The sequence below is a fragment of the Micrococcus sp. FDAARGOS_333 genome, from assembly GCF_002206575.2.
GTDB classification, from domain to species: domain Bacteria; phylum Actinomycetota; class Actinomycetes; order Actinomycetales; family Micrococcaceae; genus Micrococcus; species Micrococcus lylae.
Map to the genome: position 1 here is coordinate 804105 of NZ_NJFJ02000001.1, position 16048 is coordinate 820152.

The 16048-nt window shown below is 70.6% G+C and carries 10 protein-coding genes and 2 tRNA genes; 7 read left to right on the forward strand and 5 right to left on the reverse strand.

Going from position 1 to position 16048, the window contains the following annotated elements:
- Nucleotides 1–4: 4 nt before the first annotated feature.
- Nucleotides 5–1294 carry a DUF4032 domain-containing protein gene (locus CEQ11_RS03665; protein ID WP_088477776.1) on the reverse strand — a complete coding sequence of 430 codons (1290 nt, stop codon included), beginning with the start codon at nucleotides 1292–1294 and terminating at the stop codon, nucleotides 5–7.
- Nucleotides 1295–1495: 201 nt separating this feature from the next.
- On the opposite strand from CEQ11_RS03665, the gene CEQ11_RS03670 reads away from it, so the two are divergent.
- Both CEQ11_RS03670 and CEQ11_RS03675 read left to right on the forward strand, forming a co-directional pair.
- Nucleotides 1496–2383: a DsbA family protein gene (locus CEQ11_RS03670; RefSeq protein WP_227718719.1), complete on the forward strand. Its 888-nt coding sequence runs from the start codon at nucleotides 1496–1498 to the stop codon at nucleotides 2381–2383.
- Nucleotides 2384–2443: 60 nt separating this feature from the next.
- Nucleotides 2444–2517: transfer RNA gene (locus CEQ11_RS03675), tRNA-Thr, on the forward strand.
- A gap of 120 nt (nucleotides 2518–2637) precedes the next feature.
- Here CEQ11_RS03675 and CEQ11_RS03680 read toward each other — a convergent pair.
- Nucleotides 2638–3810 (reverse strand): acyl-CoA dehydrogenase family protein, encoded by a 1173-nt coding sequence (locus CEQ11_RS03680; protein WP_088477778.1) that lies wholly within the window; start codon nucleotides 3808–3810, stop codon nucleotides 2638–2640.
- Nucleotides 3811–4029: 219 nt separating this feature from the next.
- Between CEQ11_RS03680 and CEQ11_RS03685 the strand changes: the two genes are divergently transcribed.
- Nucleotides 4030–5778 (forward strand): AMP-binding protein, encoded by a 1749-nt coding sequence (locus CEQ11_RS03685; protein WP_088477779.1) that lies wholly within the window; start codon nucleotides 4030–4032, stop codon nucleotides 5776–5778.
- A 315-nt stretch (nucleotides 5779–6093) separates the two neighbouring features.
- On the opposite strand, the gene CEQ11_RS03690 is transcribed toward CEQ11_RS03685, so the two are convergent.
- Genes CEQ11_RS03690 through CEQ11_RS03700 form a run of 3 tightly spaced genes read right to left on the reverse strand, consistent with a single transcriptional unit; the run spans nucleotide 6094 to nucleotide 9411 of the window.
- Entirely contained in the window at nucleotides 6094–6885 is a 792-nt protein-coding gene (locus CEQ11_RS03690; protein ID WP_087133564.1) for an enoyl-CoA hydratase, read from the reverse strand.
- On the reverse strand, nucleotides 6882–7856 hold the full coding sequence (gene mmsB / locus CEQ11_RS03695) for a 3-hydroxyisobutyrate dehydrogenase (RefSeq protein WP_070637980.1): 975 nt from the start codon (nucleotides 7854–7856) through the stop codon (nucleotides 6882–6884). The genes CEQ11_RS03690 and mmsB overlap by 4 nt, the downstream gene beginning before the upstream one ends.
- A gap of 28 nt (nucleotides 7857–7884) precedes the next feature.
- Complete coding sequence (locus CEQ11_RS03700) at nucleotides 7885–9411, reverse strand: CoA-acylating methylmalonate-semialdehyde dehydrogenase (RefSeq protein WP_369804909.1); 1527 nt, start codon at nucleotides 9409–9411, stop codon at nucleotides 7885–7887.
- Nucleotides 9412–9782: 371 nt separating this feature from the next.
- Here CEQ11_RS03700 and CEQ11_RS03705 point away from each other — a divergent pair, with 371 nt between their 5' ends.
- The 4 genes from CEQ11_RS03705 to CEQ11_RS03720 all read left to right on the forward strand — a co-directional run bounded on the left by CEQ11_RS03705 (nucleotide 9783) and on the right by CEQ11_RS03720 (nucleotide 16030).
- Entirely contained in the window at nucleotides 9783–11765 is a 1983-nt protein-coding gene (locus CEQ11_RS03705; protein WP_227718720.1) for a S8 family serine peptidase, read from the forward strand.
- 468 nt (nucleotides 11766–12233) lie between these two features.
- Complete coding sequence (locus tag CEQ11_RS03710) at nucleotides 12234–13706, forward strand: S8 family peptidase (protein ID WP_067190875.1); 1473 nt, start codon at nucleotides 12234–12236, stop codon at nucleotides 13704–13706.
- Nucleotides 13707–13878: 172 nt separating this feature from the next.
- Nucleotides 13879–13952 (forward strand) — tRNA-Val (locus CEQ11_RS03715).
- 176 nt (nucleotides 13953–14128) lie between these two features.
- Complete coding sequence (locus CEQ11_RS03720) at nucleotides 14129–16030, forward strand: threonine/serine exporter family protein (RefSeq protein WP_227718721.1); 1902 nt, start codon at nucleotides 14129–14131, stop codon at nucleotides 16028–16030.
- The last annotated feature ends 18 nt before the right edge of the window (nucleotides 16031–16048 follow it).

Genomic DNA, 16048 nt, shown 5'->3' on the forward strand with positions numbered 1-16048 from the left:
TGCGTCAGGCGTCGTCCGAGGCGAAGGGCGTGGGGATCGCCTTCAGCATGGTGGTGGTCGGGTGGAGGACCACCGCGTCCTCGTCCCGGCGGGCGCGCAGGACCTGGTCGATGTAGTCCTCCACGGCCTCCCAGAAGTGCACCTCGCGCTCCTGGCGCTCGGCCATGTACCAGCGGTGCTCCAGCACCTGGTGCATCACCTCCGCCGGCTCGAGCTTGTGCCGCAGGTCCTTCGGGACCTGCCGGGCCAGCGGCTCGAAGATCTCCACGAGCCAGCGGTGCGCGGCCTCGGACTCCGAGGCGTCCGGGTAGACGGCCTGCCGGCGGGACTCGATGTCCTGCAGCAGGCGGCGGGCCTGGTTCTCCTGCACGTCCAGGCCCGTGAGCTGCATGAGCCGGCGGTGGTGGTGGCCGGGGTCCACGACCTTCGGCTGCAGGACCAGGCGGGCGCCGTCGTCCACCGGGCGCAGAGCGTACTCCTCCACGTCGAAGCCCAGCTCGTTGAGGCGGCGGATGCGCTCCTCCACCCTCCAGGCCTCGTCCGGGGTGAACTCCGTGTCAGCCGTCAGCTCCTCCCAGAGCCGGGTGTAGGCCTCCACGAGCATCTCGGAGGTCTCGAAGGGGTCCACGTCCGCGTCCGCCATGTCCCCGGCGGCCAGGTCCATCAGCTCGCCGACCACGTTGGTGCGGGCCACCTCCAGGTCATGGGCGCGCTGGCCGTCCGAGAGCCGCTCGCGCAGTTCGCCGGTCTCCGCGTCCACCAGATAGGCGGCGAACGCGCCGGCGTCCCGGCGGAACAGCACGTTGGACAGGGAGACGTCGCCCCAGAAGAACCCCTCCAGGTGCAGCTGCACCATCAGCAGGGCGAGCGCGTCCATCAGGCGCACCAGGGTGGGCCGGCGCATCCGCTGGGAGAACACGGCGCGGTAGGGCAGGGAGAAGCGCAGGTGCTTCGTCACCAGGATCGCCGGCAGCGGCCGGCCGTTCGCATCCGTGCGACCGGTGACCACGCCGACCGGCTCCACCGAGGGGACCTCCTTGCGTTCCAGCGCGCGCAGCAGGTGGTACTCGCGGAACGCCAGGTCCTCGGTGGTCTCCTTCACCGCGACCGTCGCGTCCCCGAGCCGGGCGAAGCGCACCACGTGGCGGGAGATGCCGCGGGGCAGTGCCGCCAGCACGTCCTCGGGCCACTGGGCCAGCGGGACGGACCAGGGCAGGGTCAGCAGCTTCGCCGCCGGCCCCGAGGCGCGGCCGGGCGCGGTGATGGACAGGCCGGTGCGGGCGGTGCTCGCCATGGCGGGTCTCCTCGTGACGGCGATCGGGACGGGCCGGAACGTGACGCGCGTCGGCCCGGACCACGATCCTCCCAGATCGGCCCAGTATGCTCACATGGCAGTTCACCCCGCTCGACGCGTTCCGTCACGGCGCCGCCGTGTGCCCTGCGCGGCCGGGTGCGGGGACGCCGCATGAGAACACCCGTCCCTCAAGGAGGACCCGTGGCCACCAACAACTCCCGGAAGACGAAGGCCGAGCGCGTGGCCGACTCGCGCGCCCGCGCCCGTCAGATGCAGGAGCAGCAGCGGCGCAGGGAGCGCCGCAACCGCACCATCGCGATCTGGGGCACCATCGGTGCCGTCGTCCTGGTGGTGGGCCTGGTGATCGCCTTCGTGCTCACCCGCGGCTCCCAGGACATCCCGGACCAGGGCAGGGCCGCCTCCACCGCCAACCAGCAGGGCGGCGTGGTCATGACCGGTGCGCAGGAGCTCGGCGAGCCGGAGGACGGCCTCGGCGGCGAGGTCGACGCAGCCGCCGTGGACGTGCCGGAGGAGGCCACCGACCAGCAGCCGGAGTCCGTCCCGGGCGCCGAGGCCCCCGCCGACGGCGAGCCGGCCCAGATCGTGGTCTACGCCGACTTCAACTGCTCGTACTGCGCCGACTTCGAGCAGGCGAACCACTCCTACCTGCAGGGCCTGATCGCCGAGGGCGAGGCGACCGTGGAGTACCGCATGCTCGGCTTCCTGGACAACCCGGGCACCGGCAACTACTCCTCCCGTGCCGCCGCCGCCTCCTACTGCGTGGCCGAGGAGTCCCCGGAGTCCTACGACGCCTTCGTGTCCGACGTGTTCGCCAGCTTCTCCCAGAAGTCCGGCGCCGGCCTCTCCGACGAGGAGCTGACCGAGATGGCCTCCGCCGCCGGCGCGGACGTCTCCTCCTGCATCGAGGACAACACGTACCGCCCGATGGTGAAGTACACGACCGCCAAGGCCCAGGAGGCCGGCGTGCGCGGCACCCCGACCGTCTTCGTCAACGGCAAGAACTGGGCCGTCGAGGGCCAGGACCAGTCCTTCCAGGACTTCACCGACGCCCAGCTCGGCGGCGAGTGACCCGGACGCCGCACCCGGTACGCTGAGAGGACCCGCCGACGCGCTCGGCGGGTCCTCCTCGCCTCCTTAGCTCAGCTGGCCAGAGCATCTGTCTTGTAAACAGAGGGTCACCGGTTCGAATCCGGTAGGGGGCTCTGGAAGATGCGGGGTCATGGGGTGTCGAGCATGACCATCCTGCTGACAATCCGATCGGGCACCGCACACGCAAGGACCCCCGGAACCGCGGTTCCGGGGGTCCTTGCGCGTCCGGCGGCTCAGCGGAAGGCGGAGACTCCGGTGACGGCGCGGGCCACGATCAGCGAGTTGATCGCGTAGGTGCCCTCGTAGGAGTAGATGGCCTCGATGTCGTTCATGACCTTGGTCATCTCGTAGTCGGCCACGATGCCGTTGCCGCCCAGGGCGTCCCGGCCGAGGGCGGCGGAGGCGCGGGCCAGGCGGGTGGAGGTCGACTTCGCGGCGGCGGCGTGCATCATCACGAGGTCGCCGGACTCGCCCAGGCGGGCGATCTGGCGCATCATGCCGGCCGCGGCCATGAGGTTGCCGACGATCTCGGCGATGTGCTGCTGGATGATCTGGAAGCCGGCCAGGCGCTTGCCGAACTGCTCGCGCTCGAGGGCGTAGGAGCGGAGGATGTCGAACACGGCCTGCTGGGCGCCGACGCCCTGCCAGCCGACCCAGGCGCGGGAGGCCAGGAGCAGGTCGTTGGCCTGCGCGAAGGTGGTGGCGCCCGGCAGGAGTGCGTCCTCGCCGACCTTCACGTCCTCGAACACGATGTCCGCGTTCTGCATGATCTTCAGGCCGGTCTTGTGCTCGATCTTCGTGGCCTTGTAGCCCGGGTTGTCCGTGGGCACGAGGAAGCACTTGATCTGCTCGTCCGCGGTGTCACGGGCCCACACGAGGGCGATCTGCCCGAGGGTGCCGGCGCCGATCCAGCGCTTGGAGCCGCGGATGGTCCAGCCGTCCTCGGTGCGCTCGGCGGTGGTCTCCAGGCCGCCGGCGATGTCCGAGCCGTGCTCCGGCTCGGTGAGGCAGAACGCGCCGATGGCCTCGAGGGCCTCGAGCTTCGGCAGCCACTCCTCCTTCTGCTCCTCGGAGCCGAGGTGGGCGATCGTGCCGACGATCAGCTCGTTGTGGATGCCGACGAGGGCGGACAGGGACAGGTCCACGCGGGCGATGGCCGCGTGCACGAGGCCCTGGAAGAGGGCGGAGGAGCCGTCGGTGAAGATCCGGCCCAGGCCCAGGGCGCCGAGGCCCGGGAGCAGGTCCGGGACGAACTCGTCCCGGGTCCAGGGCTCGATCACGGCCGGGCGCACCACGGTCTGCAGATGCTCCTCGATCTGCTCCAGGCGGGAGCGCTCCTCGGCGGAGAGCTCCGCGCGCAGGTCGAGCAGGTCCGCGCTGGGAAGGTCGGCTGCGGTCTGGGACATCGTCGTCTCCTTCGATGGGCGAGGGCACCGCGCCCGCGCGGTGCATGTCTGGTTCTCCAGGCGCGCTGCGTGCCACGCCTGTGCGGGCTTCGGGCCGCTGGTCCACGAAGGGCCGTTCACTGGCTGAAACAGTCTTCCGCGTGACCTTGATCACGCCTATGGTGGACACCATAGAAAACCCGAAGTTCCAACCATTGTACGTCCACAGGAGGTTCCACGATGACTGTGACCGAAGAGCTCCGCGCCGCACGCGACCTGCTCGTCAGCCACCAGCAGGACTATGAGGCCGCGCGTCGCGAGTTCGTGTGGCCGCGCTTCACCGAGTTCAACTTCGCCACCGACTGGTTCGACCAGCTGGCGGCGGACCCGGAGCGCGGCAGCACCGACGCCCTCGTGATCGTCGAGGAGGACGGCCGCGTGATGCGCCGCTCCTACGCGGAGCTCTCCGCGTCCTCCAAGAAGGTCGGCGCGTGGCTGCAGCAGGCCGGCGTGGAGCGCGGCCACCGCCTGATCCTCATGCTGGACAACCAGGTCGAGCTCTGGGAGACCATGCTCGCCTGCATCCGCATCGGCGCCGTCATGGTCCCCACCACCACCCAGATGACCGCCGTGGACCTGCAGGACCGCGTGGACCGCGCCGAGGCCCGCTGGGCCGTGGCCAACGCCAAGAACCTCGCGAAGTTCGACGACGTGGAGGGCGACTGCACCCTGATCCACGTCCCGGGCCTCTACGCCGCCGACGCAGAGAAGGAGGCCCCCGAGGTCGAGGGCCGCACCGTGCTCTCCTACGAGGACGCCTACGCCGTGGACGCCGAGCCCACCCTTCAGACGCCGACCGCCGCGGACGAGACCCTGCTGCTCTACTTCACCTCCGGCACCACCTCGAAGCCGAAGCTCGTGGAGCACACCCACACGTCGTACCCGGTGGGCCACCTCTCCACCATCTACTGGATCGGACTGCAGCCCGGAGACGTGCACCTGAACGTGGCCTCCCCGGGCTGGGCCAAGCACGCGTGGTCCAACGTCTTCGCCCCCTGGCTGGCCGAGGCCACGATCTTCGTGCTGAACTTCGGCAAGTTCGAGGCCGGCGCGCTGATGAAGGCCATGCAGGACGGCGGCGTGACCAGCTTCTGTGCCCCGCCGACCGTGTGGCGCATGCTGATCAAGGCCGACCTGACCCAGCTGAAGACCCCGCCGAAGAAGGCCATCTCCGCGGGCGAGCCCCTCAACGCCGAGGTCATCGACCAGGTGCAGCGCGCCTGGGACGTCACCATCCGCGACGGCTTCGGCCAGACCGAGACCACCCTGCAGATCGCCAACACCCCCGGCGCCCGCATGAAGATCGGCGGCATGGGCCGCCCGCTGCCGGGCTACGAGATCGTCCTCATCGACCCGCTCACGGGTCAGGAGGCCGACGAGGGCGAGATCTGCGTGAAGCTCGACCCGCGCCCGGTGGGCGTGCTGAAGTCCTACTTCGGCAACAAGGAGAAGACGGATGAGGTCTTCCGCGACGGCCTCTACCGCACCGGCGACATCGCATCGAAGGACGAGCAGGGCGTCTACACCTATGTCGGCCGTGCGGACGACGTCTTCAAGTCCTCGGACTATAAGGTGTCCCCGTTCGAGCTCGAGTCCGTGCTGGTGGAGCACCCTGCCGTCATGGAGGGCGCGATCGTCCCGACTCCGGACGAGATGCGCCTGGCCGTGCCAAAGGCCTTCGTGACCCTCGCCGCCGGCTATGAGCCGAACGAGGAGACGGCGCGCGAGATCCTGCAGTACACGGTCACCAAGCTGCCGCCGTACAAGCGCATCCGTCGCATCGAGTTCCGTGAGCTGCCCAAGACCATCTCCGGCAAGGTGCGCCGCGTGGAGCTGCGCTCCGAGGAGGTCAAGCGCCATGGCGGCGAGGGGGTCGGCGGCGTCGAGTACCGCGAGGAGGACCTGGGCATCCAGCGCCCGAAGCGCTGACGCAGGTCTCCGCGCGGCGACACCTGCCTCACGAGGGGACACCTGCCTCACGAAGGGACACCTGCCGCACGAGGGGACACCTGCCGCACGAGGGGACACCTGCCTCACGAACTGGTGAGGACACACCGTCATGACGGGGCCTGAGGGGGCTCGAGACGGCGTGTCCTCACCAGTTGGCGAAGGGCGGTGACGGGACAGCGGCAGGCACGCGCACCCCGGGGCAGGCGGTGGGGCAGAACGCCGGCGGGACGACGACGGCCTCGCACCTGACGCTGTCAGGTGCGAGGCCGTCGTCGGGAAGGAACGGGCGGGCCGTCAGGCCTGCTCCCACTCGGGCTTGCGCTTCTCGGCGAAGGCACCCATGCCCTCCTTCTGGTCCGCGGTGGCGAACAGGGAGTGGAAGATGCGGCGTTCGTGGACGATGCCCTGCTGCAGGGTCGTCTCGAACGCGGCGGCCACGGCCTCCTTGGCCATCTGCGCGGACGGCTTGGAGAAGGACGCGATCTTCTGCGCCACCTCGCGCGCCTCGTCCTGGACCTTCTCGTCCTCCACCAGGCGGGAGACGAGGCCGATGCGCTCGGCCTCCTCGCCGTCCACCTGGCGGCCGGTCAGCACCATGTCCATGGCCTTGGCCTTGCCCACGGAGCGGGTCAGTCGCTGGGAGCCGCCCATGCCCGGGATGACGCCGAGCTGGATCTCCGGCTGGCCGAAGCGGGTGCCCGGGCCGGCGATCAGCACGTCCGCCATCATGGCGAGCTCGCAGCCGCCGCCGAGGGCGTAGCCGGTCACGGCCGCCACGACCGGGGTGCGCACACGGCCCAGACGCTCCCACGCCTGGAACCAGTCCGAGGCGTACATCTGGGTGAAGGTCCGGTCCTTCATCTCCTTGATGTCCGCGCCGGCGGCGAACGCCTTGGGGGAGCCCAGCAGCAGGATCGCGCCGACGTCCGGGTCCATGTCGAAGGCCTCCGCGGCCTCGACGACGGCGTTCATGGTGGCCTCGTTGAGGGCGTTCAGCGCCTTCGGACGGTTCAGGGTGATGACGCCGACGCGGCCGTCGGTCTCCGTCAGGATCACGGGCTCGTCAGCGGTGGTCTTCTCGGTCACGCGGTGTCCTCCTTGGACTCGAGGGAGGCCGACGCCTGGTCGGCACGGACGGTCTCGATGATGCCGGAGAAGTCCTTGCGGGCGCCATCGCCGTCGGCGTACGCCTGGTACAGGCGCTGGCTTGTGCGGCCCAGCACGGCGTCCACGTTCTCGCGGTCGAGGGCGGACAGGGCCAGGCCCAGGTCCTTCGCCATCAGCGCACCCATGAACCCGCCGGCGAAGTCCCGGTTGGCCGGGGAGGTCGGCACCGGGCCCGGGACCGGGCAGTTCACGTTCACGGACCAGCACTGGCCGGTGGACGTGCTCATGACGTCGTACTGGACCTGCGGGTCCAGGCCCAGGCGCTCGCCCAGCACGAACGCCTCGGCGGCGCCGATCTGGGTGATCGCCAGCATCATGTTGTTGCATATCTTCGCGGCCTGGCCCATGCCGTGGTCGCCGCAGTGGACGATCTTCGCGCCCATGATCTGCAGCAGCGGCTCGACGCGGGCGAACGCGGCGTCCCCCGCGCCGACCATGAAGGCCAGGGTGCCGTTCTGGGCGCCCACCACGCCGCCGGACACCGGGGCGTCCACGGAGTCGAAGCCCGCGTCCTTCGCCATCTGTGCGGCCTCCTGGGCCTCGGCGATGTCGATGGTGGAGCAGTCCACGAACAGGGTGTTCGGCTTCGCGACGGCCAGCAGGCCCTCGGAGCCCTCACCGCCGGCGTAGGTGGCCTTCACCAGGCTGCCGTTCGGCAGCATGGTGATGACCACGTCCACGTCCCGCGCGGCGTCCGCGCCGGTCGCGGCGATCTCGACGCCGGCGGCACGGGCGGCCTCCACGGCCTCCGGCACCGGGTCGAAGCCGGTGACCTGCACGCCCGCCTTCACCAGGTTCGCGGCCATCGGGCCGCCCATGTTGCCCAGGCCCAGGAAGGCCACACGGCGGGCATCCTCGGGGACGACGACGTTCTCGGTGTTCTCGCTCATCTCGGAGTCCTCCTCAGCGGTCTGCGGATCAGGAGCCCTCGGGCATCACGAACGAGGCGCCGGAGCGGATGCCCGAAGGCCAGCGCGTGGTGACGGTCTTGGTCTTGGTGTAGAACTTCAGGCCGTCGGTGCCGTACTGGTTCAGGTCGCCGAAGCCGGAGGCCTTCCAGCCGCCGAAGGAGTAGTAGGCGATCGGCACCGGGATCGGCACGTTCACGCCGACCATGCCGACGTTCACACGGGTGGAGAAGTCGCGGGCCGTGTCGCCGTCGCGGGTGAAGATCGACACGCCGTTGCCGAACTCGTGTTCGGACGGCAGGCGCAGGGCCTCCTCGTAGTCCTTCGCGCGCAGCACGCAGAGCACCGGGCCGAAGATCTCCTCCTTGTAGATGCGCATGTCCGCGGTGACGCGGTCGAACAGGGTCGCGCCCACGTAGAAGCCGTTCTCGTGGCCCTCGACGGTTGCGCCGCGGCCGTCCACCAGCAGGTCCGCGCCCTCGTCGACGCCGGCCTGGATGAGTCCCTCGATGCGCTCCTTGGCCTGCGCGGTGACCACGGGGCCGAAGTCGGCGCCCTCCTGGTCGGAGGCGCCCATCGTCAGGTCCTTCATGCGCTCCTGGAGCTTGGCGACCAGCTTGTCCGCGGTCTCTTCGCCCACCGGGACGGCCACGGAGATGGCCATGCAGCGCTCGCCGGCGGATCCGAAGGCGGCGCCGATGAGGCCGTCCGCGGCCTGGTCCAGGTCCGCGTCCGGCATGATCACGAGGTGGTTCTTCGCGCCGCCGAAGCACTGGGCGCGCTTGCCCAGGGAGGTGGCGTGCGCGTAGATCGACTGGGCGATCGGGGTGGAGCCGACGAACGCGACGGCCTGCACGGCCTCGTGCTCGATCAGGGCGTCCACGGCGTCCTTGCCGCCGTTGACCACGTTCACGGCGCCGGCGGGCATGCCGGCCTCGACCGCCAGCTCGGCCAGGCGGACCGGCACGGAGGGGTCACGCTCGGACGGCTTGAGGACGATGGTGTTGCCTGCGGCCAGGGCGCAGCCGGCCTTCCACAGCGGGATCATGGCCGGGAAGTTGAACGGGGTGATGCCGGCGACCACACCGAGCGGCTGACGGATGGAGTGCACGTCCACGCCGCGGCCCACCTCGGAGGAGAACTCACCCTTGAGCAGGTGCGGGGCGCCGGCGGCGAACTCGACCACCTCGACGCCGCGCTGGATGTCACCGTGGGCGTCCGGCACGGTCTTGCCGTGCTCCCGGGCGATGGAGCGGGCCAGCTCGTCCGCGTTCTCGTTGATCAGGCGGACCCACTCGAGCAGGATGCGGCCGCGGCGCTGCGGGTTGATGGTGGACCAGGTCTGGAAGGCCCTCTGGGCGGACTCCACGGCCTCGGCCACGCGCTCGGCGCCGCCCAGCGACACCTGGGCGGACACCTCGCCGGTGGCGGGGGTGAAGACGTCCTGCGTCGGCTCGCCGGTGCCCTCGACACGCTGGCCGTCGATGAAGTGGGGGATCAGGGTGGTCATGGTGCGCCGTCCGTTCTGCTCGTCCATGAGCGTTCGATTCCGGAAGATCTGAGGCGGCCGGCCCTGTCCGCAAGCACTGCGGAGGCGGGGTGTGGGCCACGTCTCAGGACGACCATACGCCCTCGAGACGTCCAGGACACTTTTATGTCCGACTTTCGGAACCGCCGGGCTGATATGGACGTAGGTGCAGCGATCTGTCCGAAGGTGCCGCCGCCTGTCCGATCGTGCCATCGACAGGCACCATGGGACGACGTTTCTCGACGATCGTCCAGGAACGCCCTGCCCTGCTTTCCGGCCTGGTCAGCGGCGCCTACTGTTATCCACATCACCACCGGACCGGGGGGACGCAAGGGTTGCGGCGGTGTGCCATCATCACCTCTTCCATCAGGAGAACCATCATGGTGAAGACGACCATGACCACCGCCGAAGACCGCCCGACCCGCCGTCTCGGCGCCGCTCTGGCAGCCGCCGTCGTCGCCGGCTCCGCCCTCGCGGCCACTCCGGCCGCCACCGCCACCGAGGTCCCGGCCCCCGCCGAGAAGGCCCCGATCCTGGCGACCCCCGTCGCTGACCTGGCGGCCCGGGGCATGGAGGTCCCGGATCCGAACGCGGACGGCTATGACAAGTTCATCGTCACCTACAAGGAGACCGCCTCTGCGGCCGCCACCGCACAGGGCCGTGCCCATGCCTGGGGCAAGGCCGCGAAGCAGGCCGGCGTCTCCGTGAAGGAGCTGCGCGCCACCGCCGTGGGCTCCCGTGTGATCAAGGCGGACAAGAAGCTGTCCCAGGCCGAGTCCGCGGAGTTCATGGAGACGCTCGAGGCCGATCCGGCCGTCGAGTCGGTCGAGCCGGACGTCATCTTCACCGCGGCCCTTGACCCGAAGGACGCCCTCTATAACCAGCAGTGGGGGTTCCACGGCGCCAACGGCATGCGCGTCCCCGGCGCCTGGGACCACTCCACCGGCTCCGGCGTCACGGTCGGCATCATCGACACCGGCCAGACCAGCCACCCCGACCTGGACGCGAACACCGTCCCGGGCTACGACTTCATCTCCGACCCGGGGAACGCCCGTGACGGCGACGGCCGTGACGCGGACCCGACCGACGAGGGCGACTGGTCCGTCGCCGGCGAGTGCAACTCGCCCTACGCGTCCGACTCCTCCTGGCACGGCAGCCACGTGGCCGGCACCGTCGGCGCCGTGGCGAACACCGAGGGAGTCGTGGGTGTGGCTCCGGATGTGAAGCTGCAGCACGCCCGCGTGCTCGGCAAGTGCGGCGGCTCGCTGTCCGACATCGCCGATGCGATCGTCTGGGCTTCGGGCGGATCCGTGCCCGGAGTCCCGGACAACCAGACCCCGGTGGACGTCATCAACATGTCCCTCGGCGGCTCCGGTGCCTGCAGCGCGACCTATCAGAACGCGATCGACTCGGCCGTGTCCCGCGGCGTCCCGGTCGTGGTCGCCGCCGGCAACGACAACAGGGACGCCTCCGGGGCCACCCCGGCCAACTGCGACAACGTCATCACCGTGGCCGCCTCGGACTCCAGCGGCAACCGTTCCTCGTTCTCCAACTACGGATCCCCTGTGGACGTGACGGCCCCCGGCACGGACATCATCTCCACCGTGAACGCCGGCAAGACCACCCCGAGCTCCTCGACCTACGCCGCCTACAACGGCACCTCCATGGCCACCCCGCACGTGGCCGGCGCGGTAGCGCTGATGCTGGCCAAGGACGGCTCCCTCACCCCGGCCGCCGTCGAGTCGGCGCTGAAGGACAACGCCCGTTCCATGCCGGGATCCTGCTCCGGCGGCTGCGGCGCAGGCCTGGTGGATGCCGCCACGACCCTCGCCTCTCTGGGCGGCGGCTCGGACCCTGCTCCGGAGCCGGAGCCGGAGCCGGACCCGGAGCCGGACCCGGACCCGATCGGCGGGGAACTGCTGACCAACGGCGGCTTCGAGCAGGGTGCCACCGGGTGGCTCGGCACCGGCAACTCCACCCCGGTGTACTCCGCGGCGGGCTCCCACTCCGGCAACTACCACGCCGCCATGAACGGACTGGGCTACCGCAACACCGCCACCATCGAGCAGCGGGTGTCCCTGCCGGCCGGCAAGACCTCGACCCTGTCCTACGCCCTGCGCGTGGACTCGAACGAGGGAACCTCCGCCGTCTATGACCGCATGAGCGTGATGGTCAACGACGGCATCGCCTCCTACACGCTGAAGACGCACTCCAACATGGAGCAGGGCCGCGGGTACGCGACCCACACCGTGGACCTGTCCCGCTTCGCGGGCAAGGACGTGACCGTGTTCTTCCGTGGCGAGGAGGATGCGTACTCCGCGACCGTCTTCCGTCTGGACGACGTCTCGCTGACCGCCCGCTGAGTCTGCTGACGCGTCGGTGACGCCGCAGGTCCCGCCGGCCTGCACTGACCCGACGGCCCGGCCCGGGGAGCGCCCGCTCCCCGGGCCGGGGTCGTCTGTGCCGGCGCCTGATGTCAAGTACCCCTAGTGCCCGACGACGGCCGCCCACCCCGCGGGGGTGCGCGGCCGTCGTCGTGGGTGCCCCCTCCGGCACCACGGTGCCGGTCACGGTGTACCGGCGTGCAGGCGGACCGTCCCGGCCGACGGGACCAGGGTGCTGACCGTCGGTGCCGCCGGACGTCGACGACCGTGCCGGGATCCGGCACCAAGGTGCCGGATGTGCGCCCACGGATTGAAAGTGACCTGGCTCACCTGCCTAGCGTGAGGGCATCGCCGGACGTCGCGGCGAGGGGAGCTCCCCCAGGGGAGTTCAGGCCGCGACGGACGGAAGCAACCAGATCACCGATCACCTGTCAGAGGAGAAGCCCGATGGCTGCCCACCGAGACAACACCCGCAAGACCGCCCGCCGCGCCGGCGCCCTGCTCGCCGCCGCAGCGCTGGGAGGCAGCGCGTTCGCCGCCGCCCCGGCCCTCGCCGACCAGATCGCGGCCCCGGCCGAGAAGGCCCCGACCATCGCCACCCCGGTTGCCGACCTCGTGGCCCAGGGCATGGCCGCCAAGGACCCGAACGCGGACGGTTACGACAAGTTCATCGTGACCTACAAGGAGGGTGCGCAGGCCGCGACCACCTCCCAGGGCCGCGCGAACGCCTGGGGCAAGGCCGCCAAGGCCGCCGGAGTCTCCGTCAAGGAGCTGCGCGCCACCGCCTCCGGCTCCCACGTCGTGCAGGCGGACAAGAAGCTGGACCAGGCCGCCTCGAAGGCCTTCATGCTCCAGCTGGCCGCGGATCCGTCGGTCGAGTCCGTCGAGCCGGACGCCATCATGACCGTCGCCGCATCCACCCCGTCCGATGCCCTGTACTCGGAGCAGTGGGGCTTCCACGGGGAGAACGGCATGAACGTCGAGGGCGCCTGGGACGCCGGCACCGGCGAGGGCTCCACCGTCGCCGTGCTGGACACCGGCATCGTGGACCACCCGGACCTGAACGCCAACGTCTCCGGCGGCTATGACTTCATCTCGGACGCGGACTCCGCCCGTGACGGCGACGGCCGTGACGCGGACCCGAGCGATGAGGGTGACTGGATCGAGTACGGCGAGTGCAACGCCATGATGGAGTCCGGCTCCTCCTGGCACGGCACCCACGTGGCCGGCACCATCGGTGCGGTCGCGGACACCGAAGGCGTGGTGGGCGTGGCCCCGGACACCACCATCCAGCCGGTCCGTGTGCTCGGCAAGTGTGGCGGCTCCCTGTCTGACATCGCCGACGCGATCGTCTGGGCCTCGGGCGGCTCCGTGCCGGGCGTCCCGGACAACCCCGAGCCGGCCGATGTGATCAACATGTCCCTGGGAGGCTCCGGCATGTGCGGCACCGCCTACCAGAGCGCCATCGACCAGGCCGTGGCCAACGGCACCACCGTCGTGGTCGCCGCAGGCAACGAGTCCCAGCCGGCCGCCAACTCCCGCCCGGCCAACTGTGACAACGTGGTCACCGTGGCCGCCTCCGACGAGCAGGGCTCCAAGGCCTCCTTCTCGAACTACGGCGACGCCGTGGACGTGACCGCCCCGGGCGCGGAGATCATCTCCACCGTGGACTCCGGCACCACCACCCCGGCCGGCGCGGACTACGCCGCCTACCAGGGCACCTCGATGGCCGCCCCGCACGTGGCCGGTGTGGCCGCCCTGCTGGTCGCCAACGGCACTGCCGACCCGGCCGCCGTCGAGCAGCAGCTGAAGGACACCGCCCGCACCATGCCCGGCACCTGCGCCGAGGGCTGCGGTGCCGGCCTCGTGGACGCTGCCGCGGCACTGGGCGGCTCGGACGTCGGCGGCCGCCCTGAGTGATCCGCTGACCTGACACACCGATTCCCCTCGGCGTGAGGGGCGGGGCGGGGACCTGACGGTCTCCGCCCCGCTCCGTGCCCGGGGCAGGGCCCGGTCGACGGTTTGGACGACCGCCGGGACATCGTGTATATTTCAGCGAGTTGCTCCGCCCGCTGTGGGGGAGTCAGACCATGGATCTTTAGCTCAGTTGGTTAGAGCGTTCGCTTCACACGCGAGAGGTCGCTGGTTCGAGTCCAGTAAGATCCACCGCCGCGAGGCCCTCCGTCATGGAGGGTCTCGCTTTTTTCGTGGAGGTGCCTTCCGTGGAGGCGCCCAGGGCGACGGCCGTGCCGGGCCCGGCCCAGACCGGACCGCGCCACGTGCCCGGCGCACATGGTGTACTGGACCGCGTCAGCGGAGCCCAGCAGAGGCAGGAGGTCACGGTGTCACAGGATCCCCAGCAGGAGTCCTTCGACCCGCGCATCCCGGAGGCGCCCGTCGAGGTCTCGGCCATCCCCGTCATCCGGTCCGCCCACGCCGATTCCGACCCCGTCACGTCCCCGGTCCCGGCCGTCCCGGACGCCGCCCTCGACCCCGTGGAGACGGACGCGGGCACCGGCATGGTGGAGATGTCCACCGAGCCGGTGGCGGACTCGCCCCTCACCCAGCCGCCGTTGTCCGAGCCGGTGACCACCTCCGTGCTGGCCCCTGCCGACGGCGACGGCCGCGTCCCTGCCCCGCAGGCCGTCCCCGACCCGGACGCCAACGCCCTCGAAGCGTTCGCCGACGCGGCCCTGCACGAACCCCAGCTCGAGGAGTCCGGCTTCGCCGACGCCCCGTTCGCGGTTCCGGGAGAGCGGTCGCGGGGCCGCCGCCTGCCCCGTCCGCGGCTGCGCCGTTCTCCCAAGCCCGCGGCGGACCCGAATCCAGACCGGGTCGTCTACGGCGAGCACATGCCCACCCAGGCGATCGCCCTTGTGGAGCGCCTCGGCAGCTCCGCCTACGGCCGCCGTATGCGCTCCCGGCTCAGCGCCCGCAAGGCCGATCAGGACGCGGCCGTGGACGCCCGCACCACCCTGGACTTCGCCCTCAAGCTCGGTGAGACGATGTTCAGCTTCGGGGCGAGCTCCATGGACGTGGAGTCCTCGATCATCGTGGTCACCCAGGCCTTCGGCATCCACGAGATCGAGATCGACCTGACGAACCAGGCGATCTCCCTGAACTACGCCCCGGACTCCTCACGGGGAGAGGTGCCGTACACGCTGCAGCGCGTGGTGCGCTCCTGGTCCACGAACTTCGCCGGCCTCGGCCTGCTCCACCGACTCGTGGAGGAGATCGCCGACGGGGAGACGACCCGTGCCGAGGCGCAGCGCCGCCTCGTGGAGATCCGGCGCACGCCCAAACCGTTCCCGGCCTGGTCCGAGGTCATCATGGCCGGCGTCTTCTGCGGCCTGTTCGTGCCGTTCATCGGCGGCACGTGGCGAGGGGCACTGGTGGGCATGGTGTCCACATGGATCGTGTTCTGGCTGAAGATCAAGGTGGAGAAGCGCGGGCTCCCGGAGATCTTCAGCACCATGCTCGGCAGCTTCCTCGCCACCACGATCGCGCTGACGCTGCACGCGGTGAATGTGGGCATCGACCCGTCCCTGGTGATCGCCGGCGGCATCATGATCCTGCTGCCGTCCTCCCGCTTCGTGGCCGCCGTGCAGGACGCCATCAACGGCTTCCCCCTCACCGCGGCAGGCCGCCTGACCTCCGCGCTGCTGGGCTACATGGGCCTGATGGGCGGCATCATGATCGGCGTCATCGGCTCGGAGATCGCAGGCCTGCCGACGTTGGACCTGGCCGAGGCGCCGACGGGATCGGAGCTGCCGGCCATCGTCCTGATGCTGCTCGTGGCCTGCGCTGCGATGTCCGACTCGATCGTCGAGCAGGCCACATGGAAGGCACTGATCGCCTCTGGCCTGGTGGCCTCCGCCGCCTACGGCGTCTGGCTGCTGTTCGACGGCATCGGCACGGGCCCGCGCCTGACCCCGGCGATCGCCGCCATGGCGGTGGGCTTTCTGGGCCGCATCGCGGCCCTGCGTCTGGGCTTCCCGCAGATCGTGGTGGTGCTGCCCAGCATGCTCTTCCTGCTGCCCGGTCTGGCGATCTTCCGTGCTCTCTACGAATTCACGGTGGAGTCCGGCTCCACCCTGCTCGGCGTGGCCGGCATCTTCAACGCGACCGTTGTGGTGGCCGCGATCGCCGGCGGCGTGGTCTTCGGCGACATCCTCGCCCGGCCGCTGACAGACCGGATCTTCGTGGGGTCGCGGCCGGCCACCGGCGTCGGCCACGTCCGCTGACCGGAGGCCGCCGCCCGG